This window comes from Rhizobium sp. WW_1, assembly GCF_003610155.1.
Taxonomy (GTDB): domain Bacteria; phylum Pseudomonadota; class Alphaproteobacteria; order Rhizobiales; family Rhizobiaceae; genus Rhizobium; species Rhizobium tropici_A.
Window position 1 is genome coordinate 1 of record NZ_RAIN01000002.1, and the last position, 14,425, is coordinate 14,425.

The 14,425-nt window shown below is 59.7% G+C and carries 16 protein-coding genes and 1 pseudogene; 7 read left to right on the plus strand and 10 right to left on the minus strand.

Annotation, left to right across the window (positions count from 1 at the left end):
• Nucleotides 1-94: pseudogene (locus tag BJ928_RS07445) on the plus strand (IS5/IS1182 family transposase); the annotation flags it as partial.
• On the opposite strand, the gene BJ928_RS07450 reads toward BJ928_RS07445, so the two are convergent.
• Nucleotides 87-830: a restriction endonuclease gene (locus tag BJ928_RS07450; RefSeq protein WP_082011978.1), complete on the minus strand. Its 744-nt coding sequence runs from the start codon at nt 828-830 to the stop codon at nt 87-89. The pseudogene BJ928_RS07445 and the gene BJ928_RS07450 sit on opposite strands and share 8 nt — an antisense overlap.
• A gap of 429 nt (nt 831-1,259) precedes the next feature.
• On the opposite strand from BJ928_RS07450, the gene BJ928_RS07455 reads away from it, so the two are divergent.
• Nucleotides 1,260-1,814, plus strand: coding sequence for a hypothetical protein (locus BJ928_RS07455; protein ID WP_047635544.1), 555 nt, complete (start codon nt 1,260-1,262; stop codon nt 1,812-1,814).
• A gap of 155 nt (nt 1,815-1,969) precedes the next feature.
• On the opposite strand, the gene BJ928_RS38755 is transcribed toward BJ928_RS07455, so the two are convergent.
• The 4 genes from BJ928_RS38755 to BJ928_RS07470 form a co-directional block, all read right to left on the minus strand.
• A complete protein-coding gene (locus tag BJ928_RS38755) occupies nt 1,970-2,146 on the minus strand; it encodes a hypothetical protein (RefSeq protein ID WP_156151460.1) in 177 nt (58 codons plus the stop codon).
• A gap of 106 nt (nt 2,147-2,252) precedes the next feature.
• Nucleotides 2,253-2,852: a TetR/AcrR family transcriptional regulator gene (locus BJ928_RS07460; protein ID WP_047635546.1), complete on the minus strand. Its 600-nt coding sequence runs from the start codon at nt 2,850-2,852 to the stop codon at nt 2,253-2,255.
• Between the two features lie 16 nt (nt 2,853-2,868).
• The gene (locus BJ928_RS07465; protein ID WP_047635548.1) at nt 2,869-3,297 is read right to left on the minus strand and encodes a hypothetical protein; all 429 of its coding nucleotides are present in this window, start codon (nt 3,295-3,297) and stop codon (nt 2,869-2,871) included.
• Nucleotides 3,294-3,737: a hypothetical protein gene (locus BJ928_RS07470; protein WP_047635549.1), complete on the minus strand. Its 444-nt coding sequence runs from the start codon at nt 3,735-3,737 to the stop codon at nt 3,294-3,296. Before BJ928_RS07470 ends, BJ928_RS07465 begins: the two co-directional genes overlap by 4 nt.
• A 515-nt stretch (nt 3,738-4,252) precedes the next feature.
• Here BJ928_RS07470 and BJ928_RS07475 point away from each other — a divergent pair.
• A complete protein-coding gene (locus BJ928_RS07475; RefSeq protein ID WP_047635551.1) occupies nt 4,253-4,984 on the plus strand; it encodes a LuxR family transcriptional regulator in 732 nt (243 codons plus the stop codon).
• Here the strand turns inward: BJ928_RS07475 and BJ928_RS07480 are convergent.
• Together BJ928_RS07480 and BJ928_RS07485 are read right to left on the minus strand one after the other, a co-directional pair.
• Complete coding sequence (locus tag BJ928_RS07480; RefSeq protein ID WP_082011980.1) at nt 4,974-5,633, minus strand: acyl-homoserine-lactone synthase; 660 nt, start codon at nt 5,631-5,633, stop codon at nt 4,974-4,976. The two genes, BJ928_RS07475 and BJ928_RS07480, sit on opposite strands and share 11 nt — an antisense overlap.
• A gap of 180 nt (nt 5,634-5,813) precedes the next feature.
• Nucleotides 5,814-7,877 (minus strand): 3-hydroxyacyl-CoA dehydrogenase NAD-binding domain-containing protein, encoded by a 2,064-nt coding sequence (locus BJ928_RS07485; RefSeq protein WP_047635553.1) that lies wholly within the window; start codon nt 7,875-7,877, stop codon nt 5,814-5,816.
• A gap of 94 nt (nt 7,878-7,971) precedes the next feature.
• Between BJ928_RS07485 and paaG the strand changes: the two genes are divergently transcribed.
• From paaG to BJ928_RS07505, 4 genes are all read left to right on the plus strand, one after another.
• Nucleotides 7,972-8,760, plus strand: a complete 789-nt coding sequence (paaG, locus tag BJ928_RS07490; protein WP_047635555.1) for a 2-(1,2-epoxy-1,2-dihydrophenyl)acetyl-CoA isomerase PaaG — start codon at nt 7,972-7,974, stop codon at nt 8,758-8,760.
• Nucleotides 8,757-9,200, plus strand: a complete 444-nt coding sequence (paaI, locus tag BJ928_RS07495) for a hydroxyphenylacetyl-CoA thioesterase PaaI (RefSeq protein ID WP_047635556.1) — start codon at nt 8,757-8,759, stop codon at nt 9,198-9,200. The genes paaG and paaI overlap by 4 nt, the downstream gene beginning before the upstream one ends.
• A gap of 42 nt (nt 9,201-9,242) precedes the next feature.
• A complete protein-coding gene (gene paaK / locus BJ928_RS07500) occupies nt 9,243-10,553 on the plus strand; it encodes a phenylacetate--CoA ligase PaaK (protein WP_047635557.1) in 1,311 nt (436 codons plus the stop codon).
• Nucleotides 10,554-10,656: 103 nt separating this feature from the next.
• Nucleotides 10,657-11,253: a TetR/AcrR family transcriptional regulator gene (locus BJ928_RS07505; protein ID WP_047635559.1), complete on the plus strand. Its 597-nt coding sequence runs from the start codon at nt 10,657-10,659 to the stop codon at nt 11,251-11,253.
• Between the two features lie 9 nt (nt 11,254-11,262).
• Here the strand turns inward: BJ928_RS07505 and BJ928_RS07510 are convergent, their stop codons facing one another.
• The 3 genes from BJ928_RS07510 to paaZ are packed head-to-tail and all read right to left on the minus strand — an operon-like array spanning nt 11,263 to nt 14,368.
• The gene (locus BJ928_RS07510) at nt 11,263-11,787 is read right to left on the minus strand and encodes a phenylacetic acid degradation protein PaaY (protein WP_047635561.1); all 525 of its coding nucleotides are present in this window, start codon (nt 11,785-11,787) and stop codon (nt 11,263-11,265) included.
• A complete protein-coding gene (locus tag BJ928_RS07515) occupies nt 11,788-12,306 on the minus strand; it encodes an acyl-CoA thioesterase (RefSeq protein ID WP_047635562.1) in 519 nt (172 codons plus the stop codon).
• Nucleotides 12,307-12,310: 4 nt separating this feature from the next.
• Nucleotides 12,311-14,368, minus strand: coding sequence for a phenylacetic acid degradation bifunctional protein PaaZ (gene paaZ, locus BJ928_RS07520; protein ID WP_047635563.1), 2,058 nt, complete (start codon nt 14,366-14,368; stop codon nt 12,311-12,313).
• Nucleotides 14,369-14,425 lie beyond the last annotated feature (57 nt).

Below are 14,425 nucleotides of genomic sequence, written 5' to 3' on the forward strand. Positions count from 1 at the left end.
AACGCGATACGACAAACGCGACGACAATTTCCTCGCAGCCGTTCAGCTCGCATCAATTCGGATTTGGATACGATCTTATGAGTCGGTCACCTAGTGTAACCGGACGTGGATATCACGGCGGCGAATTCGGCTGAATAGTGTAGCCGTGCAGCCGCAACCTCTTGCACCGCTTTATTGCCGACTGGTTTTGAATAAAGCTTGCATTGAGCCACCAATTCCGCACCCTTCCACGAAGCAATTATATCAGCGCCTTGGTCGCCTGAAGCCTTTGTGATACGGGCCTTCCAGCCTTTGGACTTCAATTTTTCCGTGCACCAAAGTTCAAACTCAAGCGGATCTATAGGAAGGTCAGCGGTTAGTTTATGCCCTGATACTCGTTCGAACTCACAAACCTCCCTCTCTATAAGATCTCGCAACACAATCCGAGACGGGCCAATTAAGTGTGGGTCTCCGAGTAGGGCCAGTTGAGGCTGAATTTGGGGCAAAACCACGGTTGCGAGAAAGTAATCCAGCTCCCGATCGAACCCAGCTCTCTGGACTTCACCATAGTCTCCGACAAGAAGGTTTTGGCGCTTCTTGGCAAGAAGAGCTCTCTGATGCTCCCTAGCGAGTTCCAGGCACTTTGCCGTGGCTACTCTTGCAGCATTTCCTTTTGCCCACTTTACCAGCGCGAAAACCGCAACAAACCCGAATCCTATGATGCAAATTGCGACAAAAACGAAAACAGGATGCGCTTTGGCCCCTTCCCACATAGCACTTCCTAGTGTGACGACTGCAATTCCCGCGAGTATAACAGAACCAAAAAAGCTGTCCGCTTTACGCGATGCCATGTGTAACCTGCTCACGATGGGGTCTCTATGGCTTCTTGGATAACAAGGAACGACTAACCGCGAATTAAACGCGAGGGTTGTTAAAGCCTTAAAGCGCTAGTATATTTCTGGAAGGCAGATACGGGCTGCAGAATAAGGCGCTCAATCTCCAAAATTCTGGACACCTTCAACCTCCTAGCCCGGCTGGCATGGTACTCGCGAGTGCATAAGGTTCTTGCGGTTTCAATTTCCAATGCAAGAGCTGTCACAGAGAAAAAGATCCATCGGCTCCATCTAGTGTTTTAATCCGACGGTAACCGAATGCGACGGTTGTTCTCCTAAGAGAGAAAATCGGACAACTTGTAAGCGATTGATTTGAAGCATTTTAACTGGCATTCGCCAAACTTGTGAGAGAGCCATCGTGATCTCAGAGAGAGCTTCAAACGAAAAATGCCCAAGCATTTAATGATTGCCATTCACTGGTTTGGTCCATTTAAGTCGCTTGACGACGCACGGCAGAGCGCGAAGGAAGAATTGGGCTCAGGGCTGTATATGTGCACCGGCCGGGTTAAAAGCCAACGGTCAGTACAATTGCAATACATTGGTATTGGCGGGACCGTGCATACTCGCTTGGTGAATTCTCACCACAAGCTCAGCGAAGTCACAGATAGTCGACAAATTTGGCTTGGCCAGCCGTCGAGCGCCGAGCCTTCCGGCAAGAAACTGAAAATGACGCAAGCAACTCTCGATTACGCCGAATGGCTCCACGCGCATTTTCTTAAGCTCCCCTTGAACGAAAAGAAGACTAGAAAGCCTCCTGAGCGACCTGTCACGGTCCTCAATCGGTGGTTCAAGACAAATTACGAGACGCCATATCGCAATAGACCCCATCCGGATTGGCCGGACTTAGTTGACTACCCTTGGTTCGATGACATGCCCACAAGGTTGGTCTGGTTTGGTGGCAAGCAGAGACTTTTGCCAAGCCCAAGCTATCGTGTTTTATAATAATGATGGCAATGTAGTCCGCAGCGGCGTCCAACAATCTTAAACTGCCACGCGTTGCGTTATCGGGCGTTACGGTCACGCTTTAGTCAGTCGGAAGTGCGCGTTGGGTTTGTCGATCCTAGATTCTGAACAAGGAAAACAGCGAGAAATCACCGTCACTTGCCATTGAACCAGATTTCGTCAAGATCAATCGGGGAAAACCGCTGATTGTCCACGTCCCCCAAGATCGAGTGCTTTTCCTGAAGCAGGCGGATCACATCGGCCCCAGTGGCAAAGGTGGCTTGTTGCTTCGACTTGCAGAACTTTTCGTTGGCGCGATCAACACCAACCAAAAAGCTGCTCGGTTGCCGGCAAGCGCTTAGCGCAAAAGACGGAGAGGCCCTGCCGCTCCGTCTTCTTGACCTCAGGAAGAGTTCAAACGCCGCCGGCTCTTGTGGCTTACGGGCTGACGGCGCGTCGACAGAAATCGGTGACGGCTGCGACGAGCTTGGGCCGATCGACCTCAAGCCCTTCGGCCAGACGGTCATCCACGGCGCTGTGCATCGCATTGAACAGCATAACGGCAGTGAGGCGGGCATCGACGAAGGAGAATGCGCCGGCGGCCTGGCCCTCAAGCAGGAATGCGGTTAGGCGGCTGACAAGGGGATTGGCGCGTTTCATATCTCGCTTCGTCGGCTGGAACTGATGAAATACCAGATCGTGGAGCGCAACTTCGTCGAGATAGCCAATCACGCAGGCGCGCATGCAGACGTCAAGCCGTTGCATCCAATCGTCAGCAGCCGCGGCCTTCGCCGCAGCGTCGATCCTCTCGCAAAAGCGCTTGACGAAACGCGCCTGCAAGGCAGCGAGGACATCATCCTTGGTCTGAAAATAGAGGTAGAAGGTACCCTTGGCGACGTCCGCAGCATCGACGATCTCCGCGACACTGGTCGTGGCAAAACCCTTTTCCAGAAACAGCTGTTGGGCGGCGTCCATCAATTCCTCACGGCGGACTTCCGGCGGTTTGGTGCGCGGGCGCGGGCGGTCTGTAACGGTCACGGGCTCTCCTCGCTGTTCATAGACTGTCGATGACGAGACCCGCCGGCGAGAGGGCGGATGCGCACAACCACCTAACCGCCAGCGACCCCTTCTCAAAGACTTCTAGCGGCATATCGAGCGGAAGACGAGCAAGACTTCGTCTTGCGGCGTCGACGGCCGATGCGGGGGCAACGACGGCAATCCCGAGAAGCGAGCGGCAAAGCGCCTCGCGCGCAAGACCGATCCGTTGCATAATAATCGGGAGTGTCGCCGCATCGCTCGGAGCCACGAATTCGCAACCGGCAATCAGGAGAAGCGCAAAGGGCTGCTCGCGCTTCAGCCAACGCTCGACCGTATCCAGGCCTGCGCGTATACCGTCCGCGTCGAGCAGCTTTTCGGCAACCAATATTGCCAGCGGCCAATGCGTCTCATCCCCCTCCGGCAGTGCGGGCAGAGGCATGGTCATGACTGCCGGCGCAAAGCCGTCAAGCCTCGCAGCGCCCTCCCGACATCGAGCGGCCTTCCTTGCGTCGCCTCAAGGGAGGCAAGCCACATCGCCGCCTCGTTGACATCGTCGAACATCTGCGCGGGAACCCCGAACAGCTTTTCGGCATTCATGCGGCTCATATCCTCCAGAGCCTCCGGCGGCACCACGGTCGCCATGCCGATGACGAGCTGCCTGATCCGCTCGCCGTTGGCCTGAAGCCAGACCTTTGCCTCCTTCGCGCCGCCCTCCGGCCGCTTAAGCGCCTCGGCATCCGTGAAGACACGCAATGTCGAAAAGGACTCGCCGCGATCGAGCCAGCCGTCCCAATCCGAGAAGAAGGCAAGCTGCTCATCGAGCGACATAACGCCGTGGGCGGCAGACAGAACCAACGGCCAATGAGTGAGATCGTGACGGATCATGATTGGGTATCCTTCGATGCGACAAGACAGCAATGGAGGCCGTCTCGCGCGGCCGTTACCGCTCCATCATTACGAGCGACCATGCGGATCTCTCCAACCTTCGACAATAACAAGGCATATCTATGACTGACCGTCGGTCATTTGTAAAGACCTTGGGTAACGTATCGAATATTGTCAGGCTGCCTCTTATCCAACCCGATCTTCGAGCTGGCATCCGGCCCCCACCTGGTCGATCGAACGGCCTACTTATGCCGCATATGGACATACAGCGAGGGCTAGCGAGCCTATATCCTCTGCGTGTATTCAAAGATGAATCAACACAACCCCAGTATGATTGGCAATGACTATGTTTTCGACAATTTTAGAAAGCCAATCATGCCCTCGAAAAATTGGCTTCTGAATAGCTGTGCGTGCGACTGCAGCGCCCAGGGAGCAATCTTCGGGTTCAGAAGAGCTCCCAAACATGCTGCCCATAGCTCGAGCATCGCTTTCATCTCGGATTCTACGGTGAGTCTATGTTGACAGGATCACGCCAATCTCATTGCTTGTCTGAGATAGCTCAGGCAAACAACGTCGATGAATTGCGTCAGTTTTTGTTCAAGTTCTGCTCCTTGTACGGTCTGGCAAACGCAGTTTTTCACGTGACGCAGATCGCTGCGCTGTCGCAGCGAAATCCGCTATTGCTGCTGACCTACCCGCCGGAATGGGTGGAGACATATATCGCTCACGACTACTTCGCGATCGATCCCGTTGTACAAGCCGGACGCAACGGCTTCCTGCCTTTCGACTGGTCGTCCCTCGATTTGCAGTCTCCACAAAGCGTCTCCTTCTTCCGCGAAGCCGAAACCTTTGACGTCGGTCGCTATGGTTTGACGCTGGTGGTTCGAGGACCGCATGGCGAACGATCGCTGTTTACCGTTACTTCGAATCTGAAGAGCGGAGACTGGGAACAACTGCGAAACAACATAATAGGCGATCTGCAGGTGATCGCCTATTATCTTCACGAACAGTCGCTGATCGTTTCCGGCCTGCGGGAGCAAAGTATCGGACGCAGGCTTTCGAAACGGGAAACCGAATGCCTTGAGCTGTTGGCGCGCGGCCTGCTTCCAAAGCAGATCACGTCCATTCTCGGGATTTCCGAAAGCGCCGTGCGCCTTTATCTCGGCTCCAGCCGCCGCAAACTTCATGTCAGCACCACGAACCAGGCCATCGCGAAAGCAATCTCGCTCGAGCTCATCAAAAGCTGAACTGGATATTGCCCGGCGACGAAGACGCGAATTGCAAGGTCGGGGTCTTGTCGTCCCGGCCTTGCATCGTCCTCAGCCGCTGCTCGAGCCGCTGGTCGGCTTCCTCGCTCACCTCCCACAGACCCACATAGAGATTGCCGATCTCCGGACGCGAGCGGGCGAGCGGCGTCGGCGACCATCCGATCTTTCGATAGACCCCGACCATCGACGCATCATAAACGCCCATGATGTGCTCGATGCCCGACTTCAGGCTCAGACGGCAAAGGCCGGAAAGAAGCTCGACGGCAGCAGTTTGCGACGAGGCGCGTCCGGCCTTGGTCGGAGGATGCACGCAAAACCGGGTGCATTCCCAGATCGAGGGGCTGCAGATATCGAGATCCTCGTTGAAAAAATGCCGGAATTCGCTCGAAAGCATCGTCTCGCTCGTCGTTGGCAGCAGCCGCAACGAGCCGGTTAGCTCATCGCCATCTTCCTTTACGGCCAAATAGATGGGATCATGCTCGTCGTCGAAGCGATCGATTTCCAAACCGCCTTCGACATTGACGTCCCATCCCATCCGGTCTCGAAAGACAAGCGCACGAGCGTGGAACATCTGAGCGAAATACGAGGACGCCGCAGTGCGGTCTCGACGGGTCAATATCTGTAACATTAGCCTCTCCAAATTTTGCCTTAAGAAAGCACCTTGGAGCCAGGCTTCAATATATCGATTCCGCCAGATTGCACGGCCTCGTGCGCCCATTAGAATCGGAGGACACGGAGCAAAGCAAAAACGTCATCGCTTTCCGGACACGTGATGACGAACGCATAAAGGATTGCAGAAGTCGGCTGACTATCGCCCCTCGAGCGACCTGAAGCCGCCATCTTCCGCCGCACGACGCAGAGCTGCACATGGCTGCTCCGCAAGACCCGACGCCGAAAGCCGATCCAGGACGCCGACGACTTCGGCAAGGCCGCGCTCTTGCGCATAGTGCATCGGACCGCCACGCCAGCGCGGAAAGCCGTAGCCATGGATCTTGACGAGATCGATGTCGGCGGCACGGACCGCCATTCCCTCTTCGAGGATCAGCGCCGCCTCGTTCACCATGGGCAGGATGATGGCATCGGCAATCGACACCTCGTCCCAGGTCTCTTGCCGCCATCCGGCGGCCTCCTCGACGATGGTGGCGCCGACGATCTCGGACGGCTGCGGCGCCCGCTCGCCGTGTCGATAGTCGTACCAGCCGCCGCCGGATTTCTGGCCGAAACGCCCCATGGCGCAGAGACGGTCGGCGACGGGAGCAAATGGCACCTCGCCGCGTTCGTGGGCTGCCTTGCGCTGGAAGGCCGCGATATCGAGTCCGCCGAGATCCTGCGCCTCGAAAGGTCCCATCGGCAGGCCGAAGGCCCGCATGGCTGCATCGACGACAGTTGGCGTGGCGCCCGAAAGCAGCAGCCGCTCCGCCTGTGCCCGCGTCACCTTCAGGATCCGATTGCCGATGAAGCCGTCGCAAATGCCGGCGCGGACGGGAATTTTCCCCAATAGGCGGGCAAGTGCAAAACCCGTCGCCAACACACCCGCCGTCGTCTTTCCTGTCGGCACGATCTCCAGAAGCTTCATGACGTGAGCGGGACTGAAGAAATGCAGCCCCAGGAAGCGTTCCGGCTGCGCAAGTCCCTCGCCGATCTCCTCCGGATCGAGATAGGACGTATTCGTCGCCAGCACCGCATCTGCGCGGCAGACCATCTCCAACCTGGAGAAGACGGCACGCTTGACGGCGAGATCTTCGAAAACCGCCTCGATGACGAGATCCGCATCGGCGAGCACGCCATAGTCGTCGGTGCCGGTTACACCGGCCATCCGCTCCGCCGCGACCTCGGGTAAGATACGACCCCGCTTTACGAAGCCATCGAAAATCCGGCTGATATTGACAAGTCCCCGCTCGACGGCCGCCTCATCACGCTCGACGAGAATGACCGGCAGACCGGCGTCCCTGAGAGCGGCTGCGATGCCCGCCCCCATCGTTCCACCACCAACGACTGCAGCGCAACGGACATCGCGCGGGGTTACACCGCCAAGCTCCGGTGGACGGGCCGCAGCCCGCTCCGAAAGGAAGACGTGACGCAACGCAGCAGCTTGAGCAGAGCCGCGAAGCTCCAGAAAGGTCTCACGCTCGAAGGCCGTCGCGGTCGCAAAATCCTCCTCACTAGCGCGGCGGATGCAAGCGAGCGCGCGAAGGGGGGCAATCTCGCGTTTCGCCTTGGCCGCGACACTCTTTTCCGCGCGCTCCCAGAAACCGGCATCGACCGCCGGAAGGCTGCGCTCGCAAATTGGCTGTGGCCTGGGCCTGTTGGCGGCATCGCGTGCGACGGCCACGGCATTCTCTAGCAGATCGCCCCCGACAACGGCATCGACAAGCCTGAGCGCCTCTGCCTTTCGCGCATCGACCGGACTGCCCGTTGTCACCAGATCGACCGCCTCGGAAATACCGATCAGCCGCGGCAGACGAACCGTGCCGCCGGCACCGGGGGTGATGCCGAGCTTCACCTCCGGCAGACCGAGATTTGCCGACACGGCAGCGATGCGATAGGCGCAACCGAGCGCGACTTCGAGACCGCCACCGAGCGCGCTGCCATGGATCGCAGCCACCCACGGCTTCTTCGCAGCCTCGATACTCGCGACAACATCGGGAAGGTGCGGAGGCGCCGCAGGTTTGTCGAATTCACTGACATCCGCGCCGGCAATAAAAGTGCGGCCGGCACAGATAAGAACGGCAGCGGTTACACTCTCATCCGCATCGATGACGGAGACCGCCTCCATCAACGCCTGACGCAGGGCTTGCGAAAGCGCATTGACCGGCGGATTATCGACGGTGACAATAGCGATTGCGCCCTCGTGGCTAATGGCGACGGTCATGATCTTCCTCCCGATCTTTGTTTTATAATTGACTGACCGGTCGGTTTATGCAAGGCTTTTATCGTTGCTCCTGGAAGGGCGACAGGGAGGAAACATGTCCGAATCCGACACCATTCTGTCGGCACTGGCCGACGGCGTCTTGAGCCTCACGCTCAATCGACCCGACAAACTCAACTCCTTCAACGAGGAAATGCACCTCGCTTTGCGCGCCGGTTTCGAGCGTGCCCATAAGGATGCCGATGTCCGCGCCGTCCTTCTCACCGGCGCCGGCCGCGGCTTTTCGGCCGGCCAGGACCTTGGCGATCGCGACCCGCGCAAGGGTACGGCGGATCTCGGCCATACGATCGAGACATTCTACAATCCACTGCTGCGCCTCATCCGCAGCCTGGAAAAGCCTGTCATCTGCGCCGTCAATGGCGTGGCCGCCGGCGCCGGCGCCAACATCGCTTTTGCCTGCGACATCACCCTTGCGGCCCGCTCGGCCCGTTTCATCCAGGCCTTCGCTAAAATCGGCCTCGTGCCGGATTCCGGCGGCACCTGGAACCTGCCGAGACTTATCGGAGAAGCCCGCGCCAAGGCGCTGGCATTGACCGCGGAGCCCCTGGATGCCGAGACGGCAGCAAGTTGGGGGCTCATCTGGCGCGCGGTGGACGATGACAAGCTGATGGACGAGGCAGCAGCGCTCGCCACACGGCTCGCTGCCGGACCGACGAAGGGGCTCGGCCTGACGAAGCGCGCCATTCAGGCGGCGGCGACGAATTCGCTCGACGAGCAGCTCGATCTTGAACGCGACCTGCAGCGCGAAGCCGGCAGCAGCGCCGACTATGCCGAAGGCGTCACCGCCTTCCTCGAAAAGCGCAAGCCGGAGTTCAAGGGACGATGAGCATCAGCAATAACCTTTCGCCACAAGCGCTCGCCGAAGCCTGCGCAAAATCCATGTGGGACGAAGACAACGCCAGCCGTCACCTCGGCATGGAACTGAAAGCCGTGTCACCCGGCGAGGCGACCCTTTCGATGGTGATTACCGAGGCAATGACAAACGGTCACGGCACCTGCCATGGCGGCTACATCTTCACACTCGCCGACTCCGCCTTCGCATTCGCCTGCAATAGCTACAACCAGCGCACCGTCGCCCAGCACTGTTCGGTGACCTTTATCGCACCGGTCTTTGCGGGCGATCGGCTGACGGCGACGGCGCGGGAGGTGTCGCGACGCGGCCGTGGCGGCATCTACGACATCGCGATTACCAATCAGGAGGGCGAGCAGATCGCGGAATTCCGCGGCCACTCGCGAACGGTCAAGGGCATGCTTTTGCCGGAATAAGGCTCATGTCAGCGGCGTCTAGCATTTCTGGAGGAGACATTCATGGAAAACCTTTCCCCGCGCGCCGGCGAGCTTGAGGCGATCGAGACAGCCTCGCGCGACGAGATTTCCGCATTGCAGCTTGAGCGCATGAAATGGTCGCTCACTCATGCCTACGAGAATTCTCCTTTCTATAACAAGCGCTTTGACGAAGCCGGCGTGCATCCCTCCGACTTGAAGACGCTGTCGGATCTCGCCAAGTTTCCCTTCACCACGAAGAAGGATCTTCGCGATACCTATCCTTTCGGCATGTTCGCCGTGCCGCGCGAAAAGCTCTCGCGCATCCACGCTTCGTCGGGCACGACTGGCAAGCCGACCGTCGTCGGTTACACCGCAAAAGACATAGACACCTGGGCGAGCCTCGTCGCCCGCTGTATCCGCGCCTCCGGCGGACGGGCGGGCGATCTGGTTCATATCGCTTATGGCTACGGCCTTTTCACAGGCGGCCTCGGCGCGCATTACGGCGCAGAAAAGCTCGGCTGCACGGTCGTGCCGATTTCCGGCGGCATGACGGAACGTCAGGTCACGCTGATGCAGGATTTCAAGCCGCGCATCATCATGGTCACACCCTCCTACATGCTCTCGATCCTCGACGAATTCCGCCGCCAGGGCCTCGACCCGCGCGAGAGCTCGCTCGCTGTCGGCATTTTCGGGGCCGAGCCATGGACGAATGCCATGCGCGAGGAAATCGAGCACGCCTTCGACATGCACGCCGTCGACATTTACGGCCTCTCGGAGGTCATGGGACCGGGCGTCGCCAACGAATGCGTCGAGAGCAAAGACGGGCTGCATATCTGGGAAGACCATTTCTATCCGGAGATCATCGACCCCGTCACCGGTGAGGTGTTGCCCGACGGCGAGATCGGCGAACTGGTCTTCACCACGCTGACCAAGGAAGGCCTGCCGATCATCCGCTATCGCACGCGCGACCTGACTCGGCTGCTGCCGGGAACCGCCCGCGCCATGCGCCGCATGGAGAAGGTGACCGGCCGCTCCGACGACATGATGATCCTGCGCGGCGTCAACATCTTTCCGACACAGATCGAGGAGCAGATCCTCAAATGCCGCGGGCTTGCGCCGCACTTTCAAATCGAACTGACGCGCTCCGGCCGCATGGACAATATGACCGTCCATGTGGAATGCACGCTGGAGGCGGCGGATGAAACCGCACGGGACGTTTCGGCCAAGGAGCTTGTCCATCATATCAAGAGCGTGGTCGGCGTAACGACGAAGATCACCGTGCATCCGCCGGGCGGCGTCGCGCGCTCGGAAGGCAAGGCGAAGCGCGTCGTCGACAATCGACCCAAGGAATGATTGGGCATCCAGCGGGATAGCCTGGCAAGGATTTGACTGTATATAGGAAGACCGGCCGCACGAAGCGACCACGACCGACGGGGAATGGGCAAAGCAGGACAACATGGCACGCACGCGCGCAGTTGATTTCGAGGAAAAGCAGCGTGGTATCCTTGCTAGCGCCGCGGCTGTTTTCGCCGAGGTCGGCATGGAGAAAGCTTCCATGTCCATGATCGCCTCGCACGGCAATGTCTCGAAGGCCCTGCTCTACCACTATTACCCCGGCAAGGATGCATTGATCTTCGATATCGTCCAGACCCACCTGACGGAGCTGGAAAACGCGATCGACGCGGCGGACCGCACCGATGTGACGCCGCAGGAACGGCTGCGTCTGCTCGTCAAAGCCGTGCTGGAAAACTACGAAGGCGCCGACAACGAGCATCAGGTGCAGCTGAACGGCACCCATGCCCTATCGCCGGAGCAGCTTGCGGAACTGCGGACGATCGAACGGCGGATCGTCAGGCGCTTTTCGAGCGTCATCGAGGACCTCAACCCGGATCTCAACAAGAACAGGCCGTTGCTGATGCCGGTCACCATGTCGCTCTTTGGCATGATGAACTGGGTCTATATGTGGTTCAGGCCCAATGGCCCGATCACCCGCGACGAATATGCCGATATCGCCACCACCCTCATCCTCGAAGGCGTCAAGGCCGTCCGCTAGCTCCACGCCTCAGTCGCCGAACTTCATTCTCTCGAGGATAAGCGGATCATACTCAGGCGCGCGGATGCGGCGGCGATCCGGCTCCGGCGCGGTCAGCGGCTCGACGGCGACCAGCTTTTCCTTCGCTTCCAGCGCCAGGCGCTGGTAGATAGCAGTGCCCTGCCGCTTCCAGGCGATCTCATCCGGCGTCAGTTCCCGCACGACACGCGCCGGCGAACCAACGGCGAGACTGTTGGCCGGGATTTCGGCGCCGGCCTTGACGAAGGCCATGGCGGCGACAATGGCGTTCTCGCCGATGACGGCTTCGTCCATGATGACGGCATTCATGCCGACCATCGCGTTGGGTCCGATGCGGCAGCCATGCAGCACCGCGCCATGGCCGATGTGCCCGGCCTCGCCGCGCAGTACGGCGCCCGGCCCTACATAGCAGGCGGGACCGATGATGACATCGCCGATGACGGTTGCGGCCGGATGCACGAAGGCTGCGGGATCGATGACGGGGATCACGCCGTCATAGGAGTAGATCTGCGCCATTCAGCCGGCTCCCGAAACTTCGACGTCGTGACCGGTCTCCGCCACGGATTCCAGCCGTTGCGCAAATTCGCGGCGCAAGGTGCGGCGAAGCTGAGCGGCCTTGTGCCGGCGGATATCGACCGGCGTTACCGGCACCAACTCGGGCACACGCACCGGGCGGCCAGCCTCGTCGACGGCAACCATGGTGAAATAACAGGAGTTGGTATGGCGCCGCTGGCCGGAGCGAATATTCTCCGCCTCGACCCGAATGCCGACTTCCATCGACGTGCGACCGGTATCGTTGATCGAGGCGCGGAAGGTGACGAGTTCGCCGACCTGGATCGCCTCCTTGAACAGCACCTGATCGACCGACAGCGTCACGGCATATTGCTTGGAATAGCGCGACGCGCAGGAGAAGGCGACGCGATCGAGCAGGTTCAGAAGGGCGCCGCCATGCACCTTGCCGCTGAAATTCGCCATGTCGGGCGTCATCAGCACGGTCATTTCCAGGCGATGCGGGTCTTGCTCGATCGTCGTCATGCGTTCACTCTCTCGTTTTCGCCACCATCGTCAGAACATCATATTGCGCGACGGCGGCATCCAGCTGGTTCGTTACCTTGCAATCCCAGCGCACCTCGCCGTGCTCGGCATTGATGCGAGGATTGATCTCCTTGCAGGTCAACTGCACCTTAAGCGTATCACCCGGATTAACCGGTGTCAGGAAGCGCAGATTGTCCACACCGTAATTTGCAAGAACCGGACCCGGAGCCGGATCGACGAAAAGGCCGGCGGCGAAAGAGACGATAAGATAGCCGTGCGCAACGCGGCCCTCGAAGAACGGGTTAGCCTTGGCAGCCTCCTCGTCCATATGGGCGTAGAACGTGTCGCCGGTGAAGCTCGCAAAATGCTCGATATCGTCCAGTGTAACAGTGCGGGTGGCGGTGATGAGCTGGTCGCCGATCTTGAGTTCGGCGAGCGACTTGCGGAACGGATGCTCGCCGTCGGTTCGGGCATCCGCGCCGTCCATCCAGCGACCCGTCACTGCTGAGAGAAGGCGTGGAGTGCCCTGCACGGCGGTGCGTTGCATATAATGCTTCACGCCGCGAATACCCCCGAGTTCCTCGCCGCCGCCGGCACGGCCGGGGCCACCGTGAACCAGGCCTGGCAGAGGCGAGCCATGGCCCGTGGAGCTCTTGGCGCTGGCGCGGTTGCCGATCATCACGCGGCCATGGAACGGCCCAAGACCGAGAACGACCTCCTCGGCGAATTGCGGATCGTTAGTGAAGACGGAGGCAACGAGGCTGCCCTTGCCGCGACGCGCCAGATCGACCGCCTCCTCCGCCGTATCATAGGGCATGACGGTGCTGACCGGGCCGAAGGCCTCGACATCGTGAACGGCGCGCGCAGAGCCCGGCTTGTCGCAATAGAGCAGCACAGGATTGAGAAAGGCGCCGGCGCTTGCATCGCCGGACACGACGCGCGGATTGTCCGGATCGCCGCCAACGATCTCCGCCTCGGTGGCAAGGTCCCGAATGCGCGCCCGCACTTCTTCGCGCTGGTCGAGGCTTGCAAGCGGCCCCATGCGAACCGTCTCGTCGGCAGGATTGCCGATCGCCATCTTACCGAGGCGATCGTTCAAAGCTTCGATCAGCGCTTCGCTATAGGCCCGGGGCGCGATGACGCGGCGGATCGCCGTGCATTTCTGACCGGCCTTCACAGTCATCTCGCGGGCGACTTCCTTGACGAAAAGATCGAATTCCTCCGTGCCGGGCGCCGCATCGAGACCGAGGACGGCCGCATTGAGGCTGTCGGCCTCCATGGTGAAGCGCACGGAATTTTCGATGATCGCCTTGTGTGTCTTCAGACGCTGGCCAGTTGCGGCAGAGCCGGTGAACGTCACCACGTCCTGGCCTTCGACATGATCGAGGAGATCGCCGACCGAGCCGCAGACAAGCTGCAGCGCCCCCTCCGGCAAGAGGCCGCTTTCGATGATGCGGCGGACCATGAGCTCGGTGAGATAAGCCGTCTGGCTTGCCGGCTTGACGATTGCCGGGACGCCGGCGAGCAAGGTCGGCGCGACCTTTTCCAGCATGCCCCAGCAGGGGAAGTTGAAGGCGTTGATATGAACGGCAACGCCCTGCAGCGGGCTCAAGACATGTTGCGCGGAAAAGCTCTGATCCTTCGACAGCTGCTCCACATCGCCATCGAGCAGCACACGCGCATTCGGAAGCTCCCTCCTGCCCTTGGAGGCGTAGGACAGCAGGGTTCCGATGCCGCCTTCGATATCGACCCAGCTATCAGGGCGCGTCGCACCGGTCGCCGTCGAGAGCGCATAGAATTCATCCTTTCTCTCAAGCAGCGCCTGACCGAGCGCCTTCAGCATCGCAGCGCGCTCATGGAAGGACATGCGCCTCAGCGCCGGGCCACCCTTGTCGCGGCCATAAGCCAATGTCTGCTTGAAATCGATGCCGGAGGAATCGATAAACGCGACGGGCACGCCGGTCGAAGCATCGAGCAGCGGCACGCCCTCCTTGGCGCCGGCGACCCACGCGCCGCCGACATAGCTTTCAAGCCGACGCGGCTGGTTTGCCATGATGTTCATCCGAATTTCCTTCCTTCATCTTGTCCGGCAACCCGAACGGAAAGGCCAAGCGCTTTC

Bases quoted from the DNA above. Each gene is read 5' to 3' on its own strand.
- BJ928_RS07485 (WP_047635553.1), bottom strand. From the start codon at position 7,877: ATGACCGTCGCCATTAGCCACGAGGGCGCAATCGCTATTGTCACCGTC.
- BJ928_RS07505 (WP_047635559.1), top strand. From the start codon at position 10,657: ATGGCACGCACGCGCGCAGTTGATTTCGAGGAAAAGCAGCGTGGTATC.
- BJ928_RS07470 (WP_047635549.1), bottom strand. From the start codon at position 3,737: ATGATCCGTCACGATCTCACTCATTGGCCGTTGGTTCTGTCTGCCGCC.
- paaK (WP_047635557.1), top strand. From the start codon at position 9,243: ATGGAAAACCTTTCCCCGCGCGCCGGCGAGCTTGAGGCGATCGAGACA.
- paaZ (WP_047635563.1), bottom strand. From the start codon at position 14,368: ATGAACATCATGGCAAACCAGCCGCGTCGGCTTGAAAGCTATGTCGGC.
- BJ928_RS07465 (WP_047635548.1), bottom strand. From the start codon at position 3,297: ATGACCATGCCTCTGCCCGCACTGCCGGAGGGGGATGAGACGCATTGG.
- BJ928_RS07480 (WP_082011980.1), bottom strand. From the start codon at position 5,633: ATGTTACAGATATTGACCCGTCGAGACCGCACTGCGGCGTCCTCGTAT.
- BJ928_RS07455 (WP_047635544.1), top strand. From the start codon at position 1,260: ATGCCCAAGCATTTAATGATTGCCATTCACTGGTTTGGTCCATTTAAG.
- BJ928_RS07450 (WP_082011978.1), bottom strand. From the start codon at position 830: ATGGCATCGCGTAAAGCGGACAGCTTTTTTGGTTCTGTTATACTCGCG.
- BJ928_RS07475 (WP_047635551.1), top strand. From the start codon at position 4,253: ATGTTGACAGGATCACGCCAATCTCATTGCTTGTCTGAGATAGCTCAG.
- BJ928_RS07515 (WP_047635562.1), bottom strand. From the start codon at position 12,306: ATGACGACGATCGAGCAAGACCCGCATCGCCTGGAAATGACCGTGCTG.
- paaI (WP_047635556.1), top strand. From the start codon at position 8,757: ATGAGCATCAGCAATAACCTTTCGCCACAAGCGCTCGCCGAAGCCTGC.
- paaG (WP_047635555.1), top strand. From the start codon at position 7,972: ATGTCCGAATCCGACACCATTCTGTCGGCACTGGCCGACGGCGTCTTG.
- BJ928_RS07510 (WP_047635561.1), bottom strand. From the start codon at position 11,787: ATGGCGCAGATCTACTCCTATGACGGCGTGATCCCCGTCATCGATCCC.